Origin of the sequence: Vibrio kasasachensis (genome assembly GCF_050337565.1) — a bacterium.
Taxonomy (GTDB): domain Bacteria; phylum Pseudomonadota; class Gammaproteobacteria; order Enterobacterales; family Vibrionaceae; genus Vibrio; species Vibrio kasasachensis.
The window spans coordinates 40,509-59,740 of sequence record NZ_JAKJTB010000021.1 but is presented as its reverse complement, the minus strand read 5'-3'; the positions used below and the strand labels follow the sequence as shown (position 1 = coordinate 59,740).

Here is a 19,232-nt window from a genome sequence, read left to right as displayed (position 1 = left end):
GAAACTATGCTAAAAATAGCGATTAATGGGTTTGGTCGAATCGGTCGCAATGTTTTACGTGCTGTTTATGAAAGCGGTAAGCATCAAGACATTAAAGTAGTTGCGGTTAATGAATTAGCCCAAGCAGAGGCGATGGCGCATCTACTTCAATATGACACTACCCATGGTCGGTTTGGCAAACGAATTAGCCACGATCAAGAACATCTCTACATTCATCATGACAATGGCGAGCATGATGCCGTACGTATCCTACATTTAAATGAAATTAATCTACTGCCGTGGCGCGATCTCGATGTTGATATCGTATTCGATTGTACTGGTGTTTATGGCTGCCGAGCTGATGGCTTAGCGCATATCGAAGCTGGAGCGAAGAAGGTTTTATTCTCTCATCCGGGTGAAAATGATCTTGATAACACCATTATTTATGGAGTTAACCATGAAACGCTAACCGCTGAACAGACAATTGTCTCTAGTGGATCGTGCACGACAAACTGTATTGTTCCGATCATTAAAGTACTTGATGACGCATTCGGTATTGATTCTGGCACCATCACCACCATTCATTCATCGATGAATGATCAACAAGTTATTGATGCTTACCATCCTGATCTACGCCGAACTCGTTCAGCTAGCCAATCGATCATTCCAGTTGATACCAAGCTTCATCACGGAATAGAAAGAATATTCCCGAAATTTTCCAACAAATTTGAAGCGATTTCTGTAAGAGTTCCAACAGTAAATGTCACTGCAATGGATTTAAGTGTCACAATTAGTGCAAATGTGAAAGTTAATGACGTAAATCAAACCATTATTAACGCATCTCAGTGTACATTACGTAATATAGTTGACTATACTGAAGCGCCACTGGTTTCGGTGGACTTCAATCACGATCCACACAGCGCTATTGTTGATGGTACTCAGACACGAGTGAGCAATGGTCAATTAGTCAAAATGTTGGTGTGGTGTGATAACGAATGGGGCTTTGCCAATCGAATGCTTGATACAGCATTAGCGATGCAGGCAGCAAAATAATGAGCCTCTAATGAATATGGAGAAATAATTTATTTCAAAGCTTGAAATAAATGCAGAAAATCTCCATATTCATAACCAGTTTGAAGAATTCACAGACTTGGCAGGGCTGCCGAGTTTTCAAAATTTTATTTAATATTTGAGAGGACAAATCATGTCTGTAATCAAGATGACTGACCTGGATTTAGCAGGTAAACGTGTATTCATCCGTGCTGACCTAAATGTGCCAGTAAAAAACGGTAAAGTAACTTCGGATGCACGTATCATCGCATCTCTTCCAACCATCAAACTTTGCCTAGAAGCAGGCGCTAAAGTGATGGTTACTTCTCATCTTGGTCGTCCAACTGAAGGTGAATACGCTGAAGAGTTCTCTCTACAACCAGTAGTTAATTACCTAAATGACGCACTAGATTGTGACGTTAAACTAGCGAAAGACTACCTAAACGGTCTAGAACTAAACGCTGGTGAGCTTGTTGTTCTTGAAAACGTTCGCTTTAATAAAGGCGAGAAGAAAAACGAAGAAGAACTATCTAAAGCATACGCAGCACTATGTGACATATTCGTAATGGATGCATTTGGTACTGCGCACCGTGCACAAGCATCTACTCACGGCGTAGGTATGCACGCAGAAGTAGCTTGTGCTGGTCCTCTACTAGCTGCTGAACTAGAAGCGCTTGGTAAAGCAATGAGCAACCCAGAGCGTCCTCTAGTGGCTATCGTTGGTGGTTCTAAAGTTTCAACGAAACTGACCGTACTTGAATCTCTATCTAAAATTGCTGACCAATTGGTTGTTGGCGGTGGTATCGCGAATACATTTATTGCAGCAGAAGGGCACAATGTAGGTAAGTCTCTATATGAAGCAGACCTAGTTGGTACCGCGAAGAAACTAATGGAAGAGTGTGCGATTCCAGTTGCAACTGACGTAGCGTGTGCAAAAGCTTTTGATGAAAATGCAGAAGCTGAAATCAAGAACGTTGCTGACGTTCAAGATGACGACATGATTTTTGACTTAGGTCCAGATTCAACGGCAGTACTAGCTGAAATCATCAGCAACGCAAAAACTATCCTTTGGAACGGCCCTGTTGGCGTATTCGAATTCAAAAACTTCGAAGCGGGTACCGCTGGTATCTCTAAAGCAATCGCTGAGTCTGCAGGTTTCTCTGTAGCTGGCGGTGGTGACACGCTAGCCGCTATCGACAAGTTCGGTATCAAAGCTGACGTCTCTTATATCTCTACTGGCGGTGGTGCTTTCCTTGAGTTTGTTGAAGGTAAAGCGCTTCCAGCGGTTGAAATGTTAGAAGCACGCGCGAAGTAAGAATATAGAAGGCGGGAGAGAAATCTCCCGCTTTGTTGTTTGCTGCATGTCACATTATTCTCTGTTAGAATGGCGACAGTTGTGAGCAAACGTTTGCAAAATTTTAAATTAGTAAGTTTTAATTTTTAAAACGACAGATAAATAGGACTCCATACCATGTCTAAGATCTTCGATTTCGTAAAACCAGGTGTAATCTCTGGCGATGACGTACAAAAAGTTTTTGAAGTAGCTAAAGAAAATAAGTTTGCTCTTCCAGCAGTGAATGTTGTTAACACTGACACTATCAACGGTGTTCTAGAAGCGGCTGCAAAAGTTAAAGCGCCTGTTGTTGTGCAGTTCTCTAACGGCGGTGCTGGATTCTTTGGTGGTAAAGGTCTAAAACTTGAAGGTCAAGAAGCGCAAATTCTTGGCGCTGTAGCGGGTGCAAAATACGTACATGCTATCGCTGAGTCTTACGGTGTACCTGTAATTCTTCACACTGACCACGCAGCTAAGAAGCTACTACCATGGATCGACGGTCTACTTGATGCTGGTGAAGAGTTCTTCGCTCAAACTGGTAAGCCACTATTCTCTTCTCACATGATTGACCTTTCTGAAGAGTCACTGGAAGAGAACATCGAAATTTCTGGTCAATACCTAGCTCGCATGGCGAAAATTGGTATGACTCTAGAAATCGAATTGGGTTGTACTGGTGGTGAAGAAGATGGCGTTGATAATTCTCACATGGACGCATCTGAGCTTTACACTTCTCCAGAAGATGTTGCATACGCATACGAGAAACTAACGGCTATCAGCCCACGTTTCACTATCGCTGCATCTTTCGGTAACGTACATGGTGTTTACCAAGCGGGTAACGTTGTACTGACTCCAACTATCCTACGTGATTCTCAAGCATACTGCGCAGAGAAATTCGGTATTGCACCTAACGCTCTAAACTTCGTATTCCACGGTGGTTCTGGTTCTTCTGAAGCTGAAATCCAAGAATCTATCGGTTACGGTGTTGTGAAGATGAACATCGATACTGATACACAGTGGGCATCTTGGGATGGCGTTCGTCAATACGAAGCTGAAAACCGTGATTTCCTACAAGGTCAAATCGGTAACCCAACTGGCGAATCTGCGCCAAACAAGAAGTACTACGATCCACGCGTATGGCTACGTGCTGGTCAAGCTTCTATGGTTGCTCGTCTTGAGAAAGCATTTGCTGACCTTAACGCAATCGACGTACTATAATTCTGTTTTAGAATTAGATATTTGAAAGCCCGCTCTTTGAGCGGGTTTTTTTATGCCTTCAAAGTAAGACACTTTCGTGTTTAGGTAAAAATTTGTAGCTAAATGTTATTTGAATGCGTACGCTTTAACCGTTCAATATCACAGTGGTCTGATAACTTATTGTTTTGATTTTCTTTGCAGAATCTTTACTTTGCTAAAGTTCGAAACTGGGCTATCTTGCCGGCAAACTGACGCTCGTTCAGTAAATTGATAGGAACATTGTCGTTTTTTGTAAAGCAGCATGACTAGTTAGTCACATGTATTTGAGAGGAAAATTATATGGCAGGTGAGTCTGTGGGCGTTGAAGCTCCATTGGTAGACGGTCTAGCAAAAGTTGAGACTTGGTTAAACAGCAACTCAGAACTATTGATCCAGTACGGTGTTAATATCATTTCAGCAGTACTGATCTTATTCATCGGTAATATCGTCGCCAAGATGGTCGCTAATAGCGTCGCAAAGGTGCTCGGCAAGAAGAAGATGGATAAAGCGGTTGTTGAGTTTCTCCATGGTATTGTTCGTTATACTCTATTCGTGATTGTTTTAATCGCGGCACTAAGTCGAATTGGTGTACAAACTGCTTCTGTGGTCGCGGTAATCGGTGCGGCTGGTTTAGCTATTGGTCTAGCTCTACAAGGTTCACTATCTAACTTTGCCGCAGGTGTACTGATTGTGGGGTTCCGCCCATTCAAGTCAGGTGATTATGTCGAAGTTGGTGGTGTAGCGGGTAGTGTTGAAGCAATCCAAATTTTCCAAACTGTACTAAAAACACCAGACAACAAAATGGTTGTTGTGCCTAACTCAGGTGTTATTGGTTCGCCAATTACTAACTATTCTCGCCATGATACGCGTCGTGTAGATTTAACCATTGGTGTCTCTTACAGCTCAGATCTTAAACTGACGAAGCAGGTGATCCATGACGTACTGGCAAAAGATGAACGCATTTTGAAAGATCACGATATCACTATCGGTGTGGTTGCACTTGCCGACTCTTCAGTAAACTTCGTGGTACGCCCTTGGTGTAAAACAGCAGATTACTGGGATGTTTATTTTGATTCAAACCTAGCAATCAAAGAGGCGTTAGATGCTAACGGTATCGAGATTCCATTTCCGCAAATGGACGTTCACTTTAACAAAGTGGATGTGTAAATAAGTGGGAAGTAAAAAGCGAGGCTTTATTAGCCTCGCTTTTTTATGACGAGAAGTTACCAATATAACGTGACTAGCTGATTGGTAAGTAGGCAGGCAATGGTAAACATCATCAAAGCAATGAGAATATCGATACCTTTCTTCACTTTTGGTTTAGATAGTGTCGGACCAAGTTTCGCCGCACCGAATGAAAGAGCATGAAACCAAACAAATGAAGCCATCATTGTGCCAATGGCGAAAGAGATCCTATCTTGTCCTTCAAACTGTCCGCCGATTGAGCCTAAAATTACCACCGTATCTAAATATAGATGTGGGTTGAGCACGGTAACGGCGAGTGCACCTAAAATAACGGTACGACGACCACGAGCCAATACATGTTGTGCATTTTCCTGTTTTGCAGGATCACGAAATGCACTCTTTAGCGCTAAAGCACCATAGATGGTTAGAAATACTATCCCACCGATTGTCACCGCAGCTAACAAGGTTTCATTTTGTGATAGCAGCGCCCCGCCACCAAAGATCCCAAGAGAAATAAAAATAGTATCTAGGATGCTACAGGTAATAGCCGTAGTGAGGTGGTGCTGGCGTTTAATTCCTTGATTAAGTACATACGCATTTTGTGCGCCGATAGGAATGATCATGGTTGCACCAAGCCCAAAACCCTGTAGTAAAACCCAAAAATTCACGGTTTCTCTCCGAAGTGAAGCGTAATAATTGTGGAGAAGATAACGCTGTGCACTAAATAAGTATATTTAATGATTTTAATCCATTATAAGTCTTACTTATAATGGATTATCGAAAGGAAAATGAATGCGAGGATTAGACTATAAATGGATTGAGGCGCTCGATGTCATCGTCCAATTTGGCAGTTTTGAACGAGCGGCTGAGCAGCTATGTATCTCGCAATCTGCAGTATCTCAACGCATAAAACAACTGGAAAAATTTCTTGCCCAACCCGCGTTAGTGCGAGAGCAACCACCTAAATTGACCCCAGTCGGTAAACAATTACTTGGTTTATATCGTCGTGTCAGGCTATTGGAGAGTGAACTGGTTCCAGAGCTGATGAATGATGCCAGTTTTAAACCATTACAGCTGTCATTGGCAACTAACGCCGATAGTTTGGCTACCTGGTTATTACCAGCCTTAACTCAGCTTCTTAAGCGGGAGCGAGTTGCACTCAATCTTGTGGTTGATGATGAAGGTCGAACACTAGAGAAGCTGAGAAACGGTGAAGTTGCTGGGGCGATCTGTTTAGATTCACAATCTATTTCGGGATGCGATGCTGATTATTTAGGGCGGGTTGATTACCTGTGTGTTGCAAGCCCCGAATTCTATCAACACTATTTTCCCAATGGTGTGAATAGAGAGTCTCTGTTACATGCCCCGACAGTCGCTTTTGATCATCATGATGATATGAATGATCGTTTTATACATCAGCACTTTAATTTACCGAAAGGCAGCGTAATAAAACATACGGTAAGAAGCTCTGAAGCGTTTGTAAAATTGGCTTTGACTGGGGTGGCATATTGTTTGATACCAAAGTTGCAAATAGAAGAGGAGTTAGCCTCAGGACTTCTGGTCGATATTACCCCCGGATTCTTTTTGTCTCATCGTATCTACTGGCATCATTGGCAGCTTGAAACGGGTATTTTAAAAGCAATATCAGATGCAATCATCACTCACTCACGGGCAATATTGCCGAGCTAACAGAGTTAAAATTGTGTCAGTTTACAGCTTGATGGCTGGTTAAAGTGCAGTATTCACTTATTATGTATTGGTCAACTACATGAATAAGGTGATAGATATGAACAAGTTATCCTTGGCGTTAATCGCGCTTTCTAGCAGCGTTAGCTTTGGTGTTATGGCAAATGAGTTGAGTTTTCCCCACCTTTCTACCGCCGGCTATGGCGAGGTAGTTGCAAAACCTGATATGGCGGAGTTTTCGGTTAAAGTGGTCGAGACGACCATGACGGCGGAGCAAGCTAAGCAAAGCGTCGATAAAGCTGTTGCGGTATTTCTGACAACGTTAGAACAGCAAGGTGTTGATGCGGAAGACATAACGAGTACCAATTTGTATTTGGCCCCACAATATCACTATCCCAAAAAAGGACAGCCTGAGTTAGTAGGCTATCGAGCAAGTCGCTCTATTACCGTTACAGTCGAGGAACTTGCCAAGCTAAATCGTTACCTTGATACTGCATTGACGTCAGGCATTAATCAAATAGATAACATCACGCTTAAAGTTAAAGATGAAGCAAAATATCAGCAAAAAGCACGAATGGCGGCGATAGATGATGCGAAGAGTAAAGCTGAATCTTTAGCTCAAGGGTTTGGGCAAGAGTTGGGACATGTTTGGCAAATAAACTACAACTCACACAGTGCGAAGCCGGTACTGATGCGTGCGATGAGTATGGATATGAAAACAGAATCCAATGGCTATCAAGATTCAACTATCGTGATTCGTGATCGAGTTGATGTCGTTTTCCGGCTTGAAGATTAATCAGCAAGCCGAATAACTCAATGTGTTATGCTGCTGGGCTAACAGTTTGGCCCAGTTGCAGAATCATATTTGATAGGTAACGTTCGTATTTGATCATGGCATTTTCAGTATCTTTAGCCAGTACGCATTTCAAGATAGATTCGTGCTCATCAATGTCAATTGAATTGATGCTAAGCCCATTGTTGATCGCATGAAATCGATAGCGTTGGATCTGATTCAGTAGATCAGCAAAAAAAGATAACATTGTTTTTGACGTTGCTGCATTGAGCAGTGATTTATGAAAATGACGTAAACGATCTTGCCACTCAACCCAATCATACTCTTCTTGCATTGATTTTAAGCGTGATAACCTATGGTAAGCAGTGAGTAGCTCAAGCTCCCAGCTTTCATCACCATGATTGATTGCTTGCTTAAGAAGCACAGGGGTTATCACTCGCAAACTATCGTGTAGATCATCGAGTTCAGCTGAAGAGATAGGGGCAACCCAGCATCCCTTTTGTGGTTCAACAACCACGAACTTAGACCATGAAAGTTGAACTAATGCTTCACGAATTGGTGATGCACCAACTTCATATCGCTTTTTTAGATCAGCAACAACCAGTTTTTCACTGGGTGCAAATTTTCCCACTAAGATATCTTGACGGATCATCTTAGCGACTTTGTCAGTTAATGTCGGGCTTGGCACTATACAATCCTCGCTACAGCAATCAGAGCTAAATTCAACCTTGAATCTGATTTTTAACGGTACGTAGTACTTTTGCGGGATAATACAGCGTGAAAAATAGTGAGGCAAGCGGGTATAAACAAAAAGAGGGCATAGCCCTCTTTTTGTTTATTCGCAGGTATACATTTTTAAGTTATAAAACGTGTACAGATGCTGTGTTTGTAGTACCTGAAGCAACTAGTGCACCAGAAACCATTACTACGATATCGCCTTTCTTACCAAAACCAGAGCTTAGAGCGTACTCTTTACCGTTTTTGTAGAATTCATCAGTGCTGTCGATTGAGTCAACAAGAACTGGACGAATGCCTTTAGTTAGAACGAGCTGTGCAGCAGTTTTTGCATTTGTTGTAAGTGCAACGATGCTTGCTGTAGGGAAGTACTTACGTACTGAGCGAGCTGATTTACCACCTTCAGTTGCAACGATAATAAGTGGAGCAGCAAGCTTCTCAGCTGTGTCTACTGCACCTTTACATACTGCTTCAGTAATGCGTAGACGTGGGCTATCCAGACGTGAACCTAACTCAGCTTTTAGAGCTGAATCAGTGCGGTTCGCGATTTGAGCCATGATAGTTACCGCTTCAACTGGGTATTTGCCTTTCGCTGTTTCACCTGAAAGCATTACTGCATCAGTACCGTCCATGATTGCGTTTGCAACGTCGCCTGCTTCAGCACGAGTTGGACGAGGGTTGTTGATCATAGAATCCAGCATTTGTGTTGCCGTGATAACTACTTTACGAGCGCGGTTACATTTCTCGATCATCATCTTCTGCGCGAAGATTACTTCTTCTGCTGGGATCTCAACACCTAGGTCACCACGAGCAACCATGATACCGTCAGAAAGCTCTAGGATTTCATCGAAGTTATCAACACCTTCTTGGTTTTCAATCTTAGAGATAATGTGGATGCTTTCGCCGCCGTTTGCAGTTAGAACGTCACGGATTTCTTTAACGTCAGATGCTTTACGAATGAAAGAAGCAGCAACGAAATCAACACCTTGCTCACAACCAAACTTAAGGTCGTTTTTATCTTTTTCAGATAGTGCTGGTAGATTTACAGAAACGCCAGGAAGGTTAACACCTTTGTTTTCGCCTAGAGCACCGTTGTTAAGTACTTTACATTTCACATCAGTTTCAGTGGTAGAGATAACTTCCATCTCGATCAGACCGTCATCAACTAGGATAGTGTTACCAGCTGAAAGGTCTTTAGCGAAACCAGCGTAAGTTACCGCTACAGTCTCTGTGTTACCTACAACTGTGATATCAGTTGTGAAAGTGAATTCTTGACCCGCTACTAGATCAACGTCATTGCCGCCTTCTAGTTTGATAGTACGGATTTCTGGACCTTTAGTGTCCAGAAGGATAGCGAGTTGCTTACCAGTGTCTCCCATTACTTTACGGAAGTTATCAATGCGAACGCCGTGCTCTGCGTAATCACCGTGAGAGAAGTTTAGACGCATTACGTTCATGCCTGCGTTTACAAGTTCAGTTAACGTCTCTACTGATTCAGTTTTAGGGCCAATCGTACATACGATTTTGGTCTTTTTCATGGAAGATAGTCTCCGGTAAATAATATAGTTACATTTTAAGATTCGGTTATTCCCAGAGTGTCAGTGCTTACACTCGACACTCTCTACCTGAAGCAAAAGCTGAATAATTGCATTTTGTGCCTGCAACTTATCAGTGTAGTTACGCCTTTCTTGTTTGCTCCAGTTTTGAAAGTCTTTCGTTTAATTTAGTCATTTTATGACCATTTTGACTTTGCTAATGCAGGCAAAACTGTGATTTATGCCACTTTAAGTGCATTAGGTTGCAAATAAATAACGATGATTTCTGTAATTTTTTTTCTTTTCGGTTGCGAATTCTACCACTGAATCAATTCAATATCACTGCTTAAGAGTTGTCTTAGAACAAGGTTTCATCGCTAAATTTTTATTTTATGGGTCAAAATAAATAGACGAAAAACTTTCAACTTGACTATAATAACTTTCGAACCGAAACTTTAAATTAGTGAATACATGTCGAAACGAAACACACAACTCAGAAGACACGCAATTTCAACCTTGGTAAACACTAAGAGAGAGGTGAGCGTTGAAGAACTCTCACTTAAGTTTGAAACCTCAGAGGTCACAATTAGAAAGGATCTCTCTTCATTAGAACAAAATGGTCAATTGTTGCGCCGATATGGTGGTGCGATTGCCTTACCGTCTGAAGTTGTGAATGAAGTGTTAGATGGTAAAGTTTCGGTTCGTAAGGTTGAGTTGTCTCTTGCTGCGGCGAAATTAATTCGCGATCACAATCGCATTGTCATTGATAGTGGCAGTACAACAGCAGCGTTGATTCAGCAACTGAACGACAAACGCGGTTTAGTTGTAATGACCAATTCCCTCAATGTCGCCAATGCATTGAATGAACTTGAAAGTGAGCCACATTTGTTGATGACGGGTGGCACTTGGGATGCGCATTCGGAGTCATTTCAAGGTCAAGTCGCTGAGACGGTATTGCGCTCTTACGATTTTGATCAGTTATTTATTGGCGCGGATGGCGTTGATATAGAACGTGGAACGACAACGTTTAATGAACTTGTTGGGTTGAGCAAGGTGATGGCAGAAGTGTCACGAGAAGTGATCGTCATGGTTGAATCTGAAAAAATTGGAAGAAAAATTCCAAATTTAGAATTGAATTGGGATGTGATTGACGTGCTCATTACTAATAGTGATTTATCAGCGCAATATCAGAAGAAAATTGAATCATACGGCGTGCGTGTCATCCTCGCTTAATCAAATTTGGGTTTTGCTTGCAGCCCTAATGAACAAAAAATAAATCGGAGAAAACTCTATGTGCGGAATCGTTGGTGCTGTAGCGCAGCGTGATGTGGCGGAAATTCTTGTTGAAGGTCTAAAACGCTTGGAATATCGTGGTTATGACTCTGCGGGTGTAGCAGTTGTTGATGCAGAATCAAAATTGACTCGTATTCGTCGTTTAGGAAAAGTTCAACAACTGGCTGATGCAGTAGAGAGCGCAGGGGTTGTTGGAGGTACCGGTATCGCCCATACGCGTTGGGCTACTCATGGTGAACCCTCTGAAGTTAACGCACATCCACATATTTCAGGTGATATTACCGTTGTACATAATGGCATTATCGAGAACCACGAAGAATTACGAAACACACTGCGTGAACGCGGATACGTATTTGTGTCGCAGACAGACACAGAAGTGATTGCTCACTTAGTTGAGTGGGAGCGACGTAGCGTACCTTCTTTATTAGAAGCGTTGCAAAATACGGTTAAGCAACTTGATGGTGCATACGGCACGGTTGTGATGGATCGAAAAGATCCTGAACGCCTCGTTGTTGCAAGATCGGGTAGCCCAATTGTTATAGGTTTTGGTGTTGGTGAGCACTTTCTTGCCTCGGATCAATTGGCACTGCTTAGTGTTACCCGTCGATTTATGTACCTTGAAGAAGGCGATATAGCAGAGATCACTCGCCGCCAAGTAACAGTATTAAACCAAGATGGTGAACAAGTAGAGCGCGAGATTATTGAGTCAAATGCAGAGCATGATGCGGGTGATAAAGGTAACTATCGTCACTTTATGCAAAAAGAGATTTATGAACAGCCAACTGCCTTGATCAACACTATGGAAGGGCGTATTACCGCGGATTCCGTGGTGACAGATTCAATTGGTGTTAATGCTGTGGATATATTGAGCCGCGTTGAACATGTACAGATCGTGGCTTGTGGTACTTCATACAATGCAGGTATGACCGCTCGCTACTGGTTCGAAGATATTGCTGGTGTAGGCTGTGATGTGGAAATTGCGTCTGAATTCCGCTACCGAAAATTTGTTACTCGCCCTAACAGCTTATTGATTACCTTGTCTCAATCTGGCGAAACGGCGGATACGCTGGCAGCGCTACGGTTAGCTAAAGAAAAAGGCTACATGGCGGCGATGACTATTTGTAACGTGGCAGGCTCATCGCTGGTACGTGAATCCGATTTTGCCTTTATGACTCGTGCTGGTGTAGAGATAGGGGTGGCCTCGACCAAGGCATTTACCACACAATTATCGGCTTTATTAATGTTGGTGACGGCACTAGGTAAGCAGCAAGGACGTATAGATAGAGCTCGCGAGCAAGAAATTGTTCAAGCGTTACATGCATTACCAAATCAGATTGTTCAGGCGTTATCATTTGAAAAACAGATTGAAGCATTAGCAGAAGATTTTGCCGATAAGCACCACACGCTATTTTTAGGTCGTGGTGAGTTTTACCCGATTGCGATGGAAGCCTCTTTAAAACTAAAAGAGATCTCTTACATTCACGCCGAAGCGTACGCAGCTGGTGAGTTAAAGCATGGTCCGCTAGCGTTGATTGATGCAGACATGCCCGTAGTGGTGGTGGCGCCAAGTAATGACTTGCTAGAGAAGCTAAAATCGAATATTGAAGAAGTGCGAGCACGTGGTGGATTACTGTATGTCTTTGCTGATGAAGAAGCAGGCTTTGAAGCTGATGAGACGATGAAAATCATTACATTACCGCATGTTAGCGATATTACCGCACCTATCTACTACACCATTCCAATGCAGTTGTTGTCTTACTATGTTGCCTTGATCAAAGGGACTGATGTCGATCAACCTCGTAACCTTGCTAAAGCCGTTACTGTAGAATAATAATCAAATAAGCTTTTATTGTTTGCTGATAGCTGGTGGAACATCAAGTTTGATTCTAAATACCCCCCAACTTCGTTGGAGGGTATTTAATGTTTAGTCTCTACTATTTAAATCAGTAGAATCTAGAACTGATAATCAGCAACAATACCGAAGGTGCGTGGTCCCCCCATTTCGACTAAATCATTTTTATGACGTACTACGTAGTCTGAATCGGTCGCGTTCTTTATATAGGCACGTACTGTGAGCTCGTCTACAGTATAACCTGCATTTAGATTTAGAATGGTGTAATCACCGGCTGTAGTGCTTTCTGTGTTCGCGAGATCAACATAGTAGTCGGAAACGTGATTAACTCGTGCGCCCAAAAACAGGCCGGATTCAAACTGTTGGTTGAAACCAATACCAGCAGATAAATCAGGTGCATAGCTAAATTCATTGCCGTTTAGATCACCAACAGTACCACTCGGTCCTTCAGTTATTTCAGTTCTTAATCTCGAGACCAGATTTAGATAAGGATAGACAGCCCCAAGCTGTATCGAGCATAGTTGAGCGACGTGTCTTGATTAAAAATGGTAACGATTTTCTCAACGCATCAATGTTAGCTGAAAATCATAGAACAAAACAGAACCGAAGCAGAGTGCATTAGCCGGAGTTTTCATGTCTGATGCACACATAAATGCAAGATAACAAAATAAAAAATACATAGTAGTTATGCTTTTGTGAGAAAGCATAATAAATAGAAGCTATTTATATGTAATYTATTTCTTATGCGATTAAATTAATTACTTTGAATTAACTATTATTGTTTTATATGAATGAGTGTATTTCCATTTAAAAAATTTGGCGTTTAGAAAACAATTCTTTTTTGTTTGAGTTAATTTAGTCTTCTAAATTAAAAAACGAATTAATTAATTAAATAAATTTTATCTAAACAACAAAAAATCAATAGATACTAGTTGCACATCAACCCCCCATTTTTTGTGATAATAGGAATGCTTTATTATTATCCATAACGCGTATGATCACATTTGCTTATTTATTTCATTCACTTAATAAGTTTTTTGTTTGAATATCGACCTGTCAAAAATATTAAAGAAATAGCAGTGGGATTCGAGATGAATAATGGTCGTAAAAATAAAAGTAGGTCGTGTTCAAGCTCTATAGCTTGGTATACACAAGACTTTACACTATCTACCCTGCCTTCTTGTCGCAATATCTAGTCTCTAGTTTGGTATTTATGTTAATACCAAATTTAAAAGGAATTAGTTCCCTATCATTTTATTAACATTTAATTAATAACTCTCTTGATGATTTGCTACAAAATGAATCTATCTATTTAATTTAGATTTTTTAATTTGTATTTGCTGCTATTTCATTACTTTGACATTGTTGCCTGTAAATTAAAGCCCTATTTGTAAGGGTACAAAATAATATCCAATATCGGAGCGTGGAATGAAATTTAATAAGAAGAAGCTAGTACTTCTAACCAGCTTGGCGCTTTCAAGCCAAGCATTTGCTGCAACCGTTTACGAAAATGATACAACTAAAGTAGATATTTCGGGTGCATTTTTGCTGGATTACTCAGAGCCAGTCGCATTGTTTGACGGACATGATTTCAGTACTAGCCGCAGTACGCTGGGTTTTGGTGTTGAGCAGCAACTCGGTAATGGCTGGTCTGCTGATGTGAAATTTGAATGGGATAATTTAACCAGTGCCCCTACGGAAAGCGCATCTAAATCAAGCGATCAATTCCGTACTCGTCTAGGTTACTTCTCTGTGCATCATGAAGAGTACGGTAGCCTACGTTTTGGTAAGCAATACTCTGCATACCATGATGTAGCAGGCTACATGGATAACATGATTGTATTCGATCCAGATGCAACACCACTCTTTAGCGATACTAAAGACGGTGGCTTTATGGCAACGGCTCGTGGTGATGACCTAGTGACTTACCGTAAGAGCTTTGATAACTTGAATCTTTCGGCTCAACATGGCTTTGAAGAAAATGCGCCTTTTTCTGATCTGACGGCTCCTGGCGGCGCTCTATCTCGTACATCAAACTATGCATTTGCAGCAAGCTATGACTTTGACAGCGGAGTTAGCCTAGGTGCGACACATTTGGTCAACAAAGTTGAGACGACAGATGCCACTCTGAATCTTGACCCAAGTGATGAACAAAAACTCACCACGGTTGCTGTTAAGTATTCATACGAAGCGTTTAAAGTCGCAGCTGCTTATACTGACGGTACTAAAGCATACGAAACTGGCTACTTAGCGTACAGCGATAACGTGTATTCTGATGCGGAAGGCATGGATATTTATGCTGAGTACTACTTTGCTATCGGTCTTCGCCCATATGTTTACCTATCAAACGTAGACTTTGATGATGGCGATATTCAAGGCGAGCGTAGCATTTACTCTGTTGGTTTGAGCTACCACGCAGCGCCTAACTTCATCATCTCTGGTGAAGTAAGAAAAGTAGAAGAAGAAGGTCTAAGTGCTGGCGATCAAGATGATACGCTTTCTGGTATCACAGTAATTTACGCTTTCTAATTTCGCTTTAGTGTAAAACAAACTGCCGAAAAAAAGCCAGAGCCGATTCTATCGTGCTCTGGCTTTTCATTATCGGTTAATTGTTGTTGAGATACGCTTTGGTTGAAATGTCTGTCCAAGAGCGAACCTTGGTCAGGTATTGACGTTGAGATTCTATAATACGTTTTGCCTGTGGATCTTTGGCGGCAAACTCATCGAGCAGGATTTCTTTTTCTTGGTTGAGGCGTTCAATTACCTCAGGCGGGAAATTAAGTACTTTGATGTTCGGATATTCTTCACTCATCGATGCCCAGCTGTTGGCATTGGCATCAATTGCTTGGGTATACATATCAAAGGCAGCGACGCGGAAGGCGGTTTCTAAGATCGATTGGATATCTTTGGGTAATTTCTCCCACGCTTTTTTGTTGACTAAGAACTGAGTCTCCGAGCCCGGCTCATGCCATGCGGTGTAGTAGTAAGGGGCTATTTTGTGAAAGCCCATGCGCAGATCAAAAGCAGGTCCCACCCACTCAAGCGCATCAATGGTGCCACGCTCTAATGAGGTGTACATTTCACCCGGTGCAATATTGGTTGGCTTAGCGCCGACGCGAGCCATCACTTCACCGGCAAAGCCCGGAATGCGGATCTTAAGCCCTTTTAGATCATCGATACTGTTAATCTCTTTTTGAAACCAGCCCCCCATTTGAATATCAGAGTTACCGCCTGGGAAAGAGAGTAGGTTATGTGGTGCGTAGACTTCTTGCATCAACTCCAAGCCGCCACCATGATAGAACCACGCGTACTGCTCAGTCGACATCATGCCAAATGGCATCGCCGAGAAGTATAGTGTGTTAGGTACTTTACCTTTCCAATAATAAGAAGCGGAGTGGCCTAAATCGTATTGACCAGATTTGACCATATCGAACACGCCTAATGGCGCTTTGTGCTTATTGGCGGAATCGATGCGGATCTGTATACGGCCGTTAGACATCTCACTTGCTAATTTGGCTAAGTTTTTTGAGGCGTCGCCAAGGATGGGCGTATTCGCTCCCCAAGTTTCCGCTAATTTTAAACGGTAGACTTTTTCTTGTGCCAATGCGCTGGTTGAGCCAAGGCTGAACGACACAGCTATGACGCTCACTAACGCTTGTTTAATCCATTTATTCATTATGGTCACTTCCTGTATTGACTACTTTATCGTCAGTAGAGTTAAAGTTCTGATTTAATCAGTCAATAGTCAAAATAGAACAAACGTTAGCGTTGTTAAGTACAAGCTATGGTGAATATGAAAAAGTGCAGGTGAGTATTTTGTTCATCAAGAGTTGGCATGGTGTTCGTCATGGCGTTATCTGTTGAGCTAGATAATCATCGCGTTTTTATATCTGTTGGTAAGATCACGGCAAAGTAAGCCAACTCTGCCGTAAAGGTGATTCAATGACGGGTTTGAGCTATGCCTGAGCAATTTGCGCGTATTGGCGCAGCAAATCCGTTAGGGTTGTCACCCACTCAAGCGTGCTCTCAGGGCTTTGTTTTAAAATGACGTTTACGTGGTTGCAATGCACTTCCAGCGGAATCGCTCGTTCCAAGTGAAATGAAACAGCATAGAAGTGCCATAGGATCAGCCGTTGCATACGAAGCGTATTTTGTGGTGCATTTTCTGATTCTTGGAACAAAGCTGGTAACTGACTTAGTGCAATAGCATTAAGACGCAGCATCGCATCTAGCTGAGCTTCGTGCAGCTTCTCTTCTGATTCCGTCTCTTCCTTGTCGAACGTGAACAGCTCAGTTAAATATTCTTCAGGCACGAGGCGCTGAATCATACGTAGGCTCAGTTCTTCTAGCTCTTCACGAGGTGTGGTCGATAGGTAATCAAAGGTGTAATCGCGCGGCATCATCACTTACTTCATTTTTTAATGGGGCGGTATTGTAACGCTTCTGCGTCATGTTACTCAATGTTGTTCGTTGTGAGTTGTATGAGCCTCGATTCAGCGAATAAAACCCGCGTAACAATTGACTGTAAATAGAACAGTACAATCTCAATGACACTGATTACGGAATCGTTTGCTATAACGGGTTAAATCGCTTGTCATCAGCAAAATTACCCTGTATTTTCCCGCCTTTAATCAGCCCTACTTAATGTGGGTGTTCTGTTTTAACCAGATTTATACCCGTCATACTTGAAGTTGCAGCGGTGTTGGCTGTGTTCGTGCGCCCCAATCACATAGTTCACCTATGCTCAGGGAGACTTTCTTACTTGCCGTCTACCTGCACCTTCAAGTTTCTTGGGTATAGCTGCTTTGTTAAATACCCATAAATGACTCGTTCCAACCAAGTGTTGATGTGAATTAATCACGCATTAATGCTTTTCATGGTATTTAGTCTCAAAAATCGAATAGGAAAAATGATGTCTGACAAGACCCCATCTCAGCCAGAGAATAGTCAACAAGCTTTATCTCCAACAGGAAGTAAGCTGGACCAGTACTTTTCAATTACCCAGCGAGGAAGCAATGTCCGCCAAGAAGTGCTGGCAGGTCTGACAACGTTCTTAGCAATGGTGTACTCGGTGATTGTTGTTCCTAGCATGCTGGGTGCGGCTGGATTCGACCAAGGCTCAGTGTTTATTGCTACTTGTTTGGTTGCGGCATTTGGTTCATTGCTAATGGGCTTATGGGCAAACTTGCCAATGGCGATTGGCTGTGCAATCTCACTCACGGCATTTATGGCATTTAGCTTGGTGCTAGGGCAAGGTGTTTCCATTCCGGTGGCTTTAGGCGCAGTGTTCTTAATGGGTGTGGTGTTTACCGGCATTACCGTAACGGGTTTGCGCCAATGGATTTTGACGAATCTACCTATCGGTATTGCTCACGGTACAGGAATTGGTATTGGCTTGTTCCTGCTATTGATTGCCGCGAATGGCGTTGGTTTGGTTGAGAAAAACCTTGCTGAAGGTCTGCCAGTGAAGTTTGGTGATTTCACGTCACTGCCAGTTATTATGTCAGTATTGGGTCTTGCTGCGATTTTTGGTTTAGAGAAGCGCCGTGTTCCAGGCGGGATCCTATTTGTCATTGTCGCGATTTCTATTTTTGGTCTTATTTTTGATCCAAATGTAACCTACCAAGGTTTGTTTGCTATGCCTTCTTTTGGCGGTGAGAATTCACTCTTTGGCAGCATGGATATCATGGGGGCATTTAGTCCACTTGTTTTACCTAGCGTCTTAGCGCTTGTGATGACCGCGATTTTTGATGCGACGGGTACTATCCGTGCGGTTGCTGGGCAAGCAGATTTGCTAGACAAAGATGGCAACATTATCGATGGTGGTAAGGCACTTACCTCTGACTCGCTAAGTAGCATTGTCTCAGGTGTTGTGGGTGGCGCTCCTGCTGCGGTATATATTGAGTCGGCTGCTGGTACGGCTGCTGGTGGTAAAACAGGTTTAACAGCGGTTGTGGTTGGTTTGCTGTTCTTCTTGGTTCTGTTTATTTCACCAATCAGCTATTTGGTACCAAATTATGCAACAGCACCAGCGCTAATGTATGTTGGTTTGCTCATGCTAAGTAATGTTAGTAAGTTAGACTTTGGTGATTCGATTGATGCACTGGCTGGCTTGGTATGTGCTGTGTTCATCGTTCTAACGGCAAACATTGTTACCGGTATTATGCTGGGCTTCCTATGCTTGGTCGTTGGACGAGTTGTTGCTGGTGAATGGAAGAAGCTAAGTTTCGGCATTGTGCTACTGACAGCGATTCTCGTTGTCTTCTATGCGGGTGGTTGGGCACTTTAATCCGAATGTAGAGATAGTTAGAAAATAGCTTTCTAAGATGGCTGGCTTTATATGCCAGCCATTTTTTTATCTGATTTTTAGTCGATAGCTTTTAAGCATAAAAAAAGCCCGTAGATTTCTCTACGGGCTTTTCAAATTTGGTGGCCCCTCCCAGACTTGAACTGGGGACCAATCGATTATGAGTCGACTGCTCTAACCACTGAGCTAAGGGGCCGAATTAGGTGAATGATTATAGGGGATGCGCCTTGTAGTGTCTAGCCACTACATAG

Annotated in this window: 16 protein-coding genes and 1 tRNA gene; 10 read left to right on the top strand and 7 right to left on the bottom strand. The window is 42.4% G+C overall.

Going from position 1 to position 19,232, the window contains the following annotated elements:
* Positions 1-6 precede the first annotated feature (6 nt).
* The 4 genes from epd (at position 7) to mscS (ending at position 4,762) form a co-directional block, all read left to right on the top strand.
* A complete protein-coding gene (epd, locus tag L4C38_RS17225; protein ID WP_428798788.1) occupies positions 7-1,032 on the top strand; it encodes an erythrose-4-phosphate dehydrogenase in 1,026 nt (341 codons plus the stop codon).
* A 151-nt stretch (positions 1,033-1,183) separates the two neighbouring features.
* The gene (locus L4C38_RS17220; protein WP_428798787.1) at positions 1,184-2,344 is read left to right on the top strand and encodes a phosphoglycerate kinase; all 1,161 of its coding nucleotides are present in this window, start codon (positions 1,184-1,186) and stop codon (positions 2,342-2,344) included.
* A gap of 156 nt (positions 2,345-2,500) precedes the next feature.
* Positions 2,501-3,577 (top strand): class II fructose-bisphosphate aldolase, encoded by a 1,077-nt coding sequence (gene fbaA, locus L4C38_RS17215; RefSeq protein WP_428798786.1) that lies wholly within the window; start codon positions 2,501-2,503, stop codon positions 3,575-3,577.
* A 318-nt stretch (positions 3,578-3,895) separates the two neighbouring features.
* Positions 3,896-4,762: a small-conductance mechanosensitive channel MscS gene (gene mscS, locus L4C38_RS17210; RefSeq protein ID WP_428798785.1), complete on the top strand. Its 867-nt coding sequence runs from the start codon at positions 3,896-3,898 to the stop codon at positions 4,760-4,762.
* Positions 4,763-4,818: 56 nt separating this feature from the next.
* Here the strand turns inward: mscS and L4C38_RS17205 are convergent, their stop codons facing one another.
* Entirely contained in the window at positions 4,819-5,448 is a 630-nt protein-coding gene (locus L4C38_RS17205; protein ID WP_428798784.1) for a LysE/ArgO family amino acid transporter, read from the bottom strand.
* Positions 5,449-5,572: 124 nt separating this feature from the next.
* Between L4C38_RS17205 and L4C38_RS17200 the strand changes: the two genes are divergently transcribed.
* Both L4C38_RS17200 and L4C38_RS17195 read left to right on the top strand, forming a co-directional pair.
* Positions 5,573-6,469, top strand: a complete 897-nt coding sequence (locus tag L4C38_RS17200; RefSeq protein WP_428798783.1) for a LysR family transcriptional regulator ArgP — start codon at positions 5,573-5,575, stop codon at positions 6,467-6,469.
* Positions 6,470-6,548: 79 nt separating this feature from the next.
* Entirely contained in the window at positions 6,549-7,262 is a 714-nt protein-coding gene (locus tag L4C38_RS17195; protein ID WP_428798782.1) for an oxidative stress defense protein, read from the top strand.
* A gap of 25 nt (positions 7,263-7,287) precedes the next feature.
* Here L4C38_RS17195 and L4C38_RS17190 read toward each other — a convergent pair whose 3' ends face one another.
* Together L4C38_RS17190 and pykF are read right to left on the bottom strand one after the other, a co-directional pair.
* A complete protein-coding gene (locus tag L4C38_RS17190) occupies positions 7,288-7,947 on the bottom strand; it encodes a GntR family transcriptional regulator (RefSeq protein ID WP_428798781.1) in 660 nt (219 codons plus the stop codon).
* A gap of 172 nt (positions 7,948-8,119) precedes the next feature.
* On the bottom strand, positions 8,120-9,532 hold the full coding sequence (pykF, locus tag L4C38_RS17185) for a pyruvate kinase PykF (protein WP_428798780.1): 1,413 nt from the start codon (positions 9,530-9,532) through the stop codon (positions 8,120-8,122).
* 468 nt (positions 9,533-10,000) lie between these two features.
* Here pykF and L4C38_RS17180 point away from each other — a divergent pair, with 468 nt between their 5' ends.
* Positions 10,001-10,762, top strand: coding sequence for a DeoR/GlpR family DNA-binding transcription regulator (locus L4C38_RS17180; RefSeq protein WP_428798779.1), 762 nt, complete (start codon positions 10,001-10,003; stop codon positions 10,760-10,762).
* 58 nt (positions 10,763-10,820) lie between these two features.
* Complete coding sequence (glmS, locus tag L4C38_RS17175) at positions 10,821-12,653, top strand: glutamine--fructose-6-phosphate transaminase (isomerizing) (protein WP_428798778.1); 1,833 nt, start codon at positions 10,821-10,823, stop codon at positions 12,651-12,653.
* 122 nt (positions 12,654-12,775) lie between these two features.
* On the opposite strand, the gene L4C38_RS17170 is transcribed toward glmS, so the two are convergent.
* The gene (locus L4C38_RS17170; protein WP_428798828.1) at positions 12,776-13,186 is read right to left on the bottom strand and encodes a TonB-dependent receptor domain-containing protein; all 411 of its coding nucleotides are present in this window, start codon (positions 13,184-13,186) and stop codon (positions 12,776-12,778) included.
* Between the two features lie 916 nt (positions 13,187-14,102).
* Here L4C38_RS17170 and L4C38_RS17165 point away from each other — a divergent pair.
* Positions 14,103-15,203: a porin gene (locus L4C38_RS17165; RefSeq protein WP_428798777.1), complete on the top strand. Its 1,101-nt coding sequence runs from the start codon at positions 14,103-14,105 to the stop codon at positions 15,201-15,203.
* 76 nt (positions 15,204-15,279) lie between these two features.
* Here L4C38_RS17165 and L4C38_RS17160 read toward each other — a convergent pair whose 3' ends face one another.
* Together L4C38_RS17160 and L4C38_RS17155 are read right to left on the bottom strand one after the other, a co-directional pair.
* Positions 15,280-16,350, bottom strand: a complete 1,071-nt coding sequence (locus tag L4C38_RS17160) for a TRAP transporter substrate-binding protein (protein ID WP_428798776.1) — start codon at positions 16,348-16,350, stop codon at positions 15,280-15,282.
* Between the two features lie 280 nt (positions 16,351-16,630).
* Positions 16,631-17,074, bottom strand: a complete 444-nt coding sequence (locus tag L4C38_RS17155) for an exoribonuclease R (protein ID WP_428798827.1) — start codon at positions 17,072-17,074, stop codon at positions 16,631-16,633.
* Between the two features lie 512 nt (positions 17,075-17,586).
* Here L4C38_RS17155 and L4C38_RS17150 point away from each other — a divergent pair.
* Complete coding sequence (locus tag L4C38_RS17150; RefSeq protein ID WP_428798775.1) at positions 17,587-18,963, top strand: NCS2 family permease; 1,377 nt, start codon at positions 17,587-17,589, stop codon at positions 18,961-18,963.
* A 138-nt stretch (positions 18,964-19,101) separates the two neighbouring features.
* Here L4C38_RS17150 and L4C38_RS17145 read toward each other — a convergent pair.
* Positions 19,102-19,177, bottom strand: a tRNA-Ile gene (locus L4C38_RS17145).
* Positions 19,178-19,232 lie beyond the last annotated feature (55 nt).

Excerpts from the sequence above, each read along its gene's own strand:
- epd (WP_428798788.1), top strand. The coding sequence starts at position 7 with ATGCTAAAAATAGCGATTAATGGGTTTGGTCGAATCGGTCGCAATGTT.
- L4C38_RS17220 (WP_428798787.1), top strand. The coding sequence starts at position 1,184 with ATGTCTGTAATCAAGATGACTGACCTGGATTTAGCAGGTAAACGTGTA.
- fbaA (WP_428798786.1), top strand. The coding sequence starts at position 2,501 with ATGTCTAAGATCTTCGATTTCGTAAAACCAGGTGTAATCTCTGGCGAT.
- mscS (WP_428798785.1), top strand. The coding sequence starts at position 3,896 with ATGGCAGGTGAGTCTGTGGGCGTTGAAGCTCCATTGGTAGACGGTCTA.
- L4C38_RS17200 (WP_428798783.1), top strand. The coding sequence starts at position 5,573 with ATGCGAGGATTAGACTATAAATGGATTGAGGCGCTCGATGTCATCGTC.
- L4C38_RS17195 (WP_428798782.1), top strand. The coding sequence starts at position 6,549 with ATGAATAAGGTGATAGATATGAACAAGTTATCCTTGGCGTTAATCGCG.
- pykF (WP_428798780.1), bottom strand. The coding sequence starts at position 9,532 with ATGAAAAAGACCAAAATCGTATGTACGATTGGCCCTAAAACTGAATCA.
- L4C38_RS17180 (WP_428798779.1), top strand. The coding sequence starts at position 10,001 with ATGTCGAAACGAAACACACAACTCAGAAGACACGCAATTTCAACCTTG.
- glmS (WP_428798778.1), top strand. The coding sequence starts at position 10,821 with ATGTGCGGAATCGTTGGTGCTGTAGCGCAGCGTGATGTGGCGGAAATT.
- L4C38_RS17165 (WP_428798777.1), top strand. The coding sequence starts at position 14,103 with ATGAAATTTAATAAGAAGAAGCTAGTACTTCTAACCAGCTTGGCGCTT.
- L4C38_RS17160 (WP_428798776.1), bottom strand. The coding sequence starts at position 16,350 with ATGAATAAATGGATTAAACAAGCGTTAGTGAGCGTCATAGCTGTGTCG.
- L4C38_RS17155 (WP_428798827.1), bottom strand. The coding sequence starts at position 17,074 with ATGCCGCGCGATTACACCTTTGATTACCTATCGACCACACCTCGTGAA.
- L4C38_RS17150 (WP_428798775.1), top strand. The coding sequence starts at position 17,587 with ATGTCTGACAAGACCCCATCTCAGCCAGAGAATAGTCAACAAGCTTTA.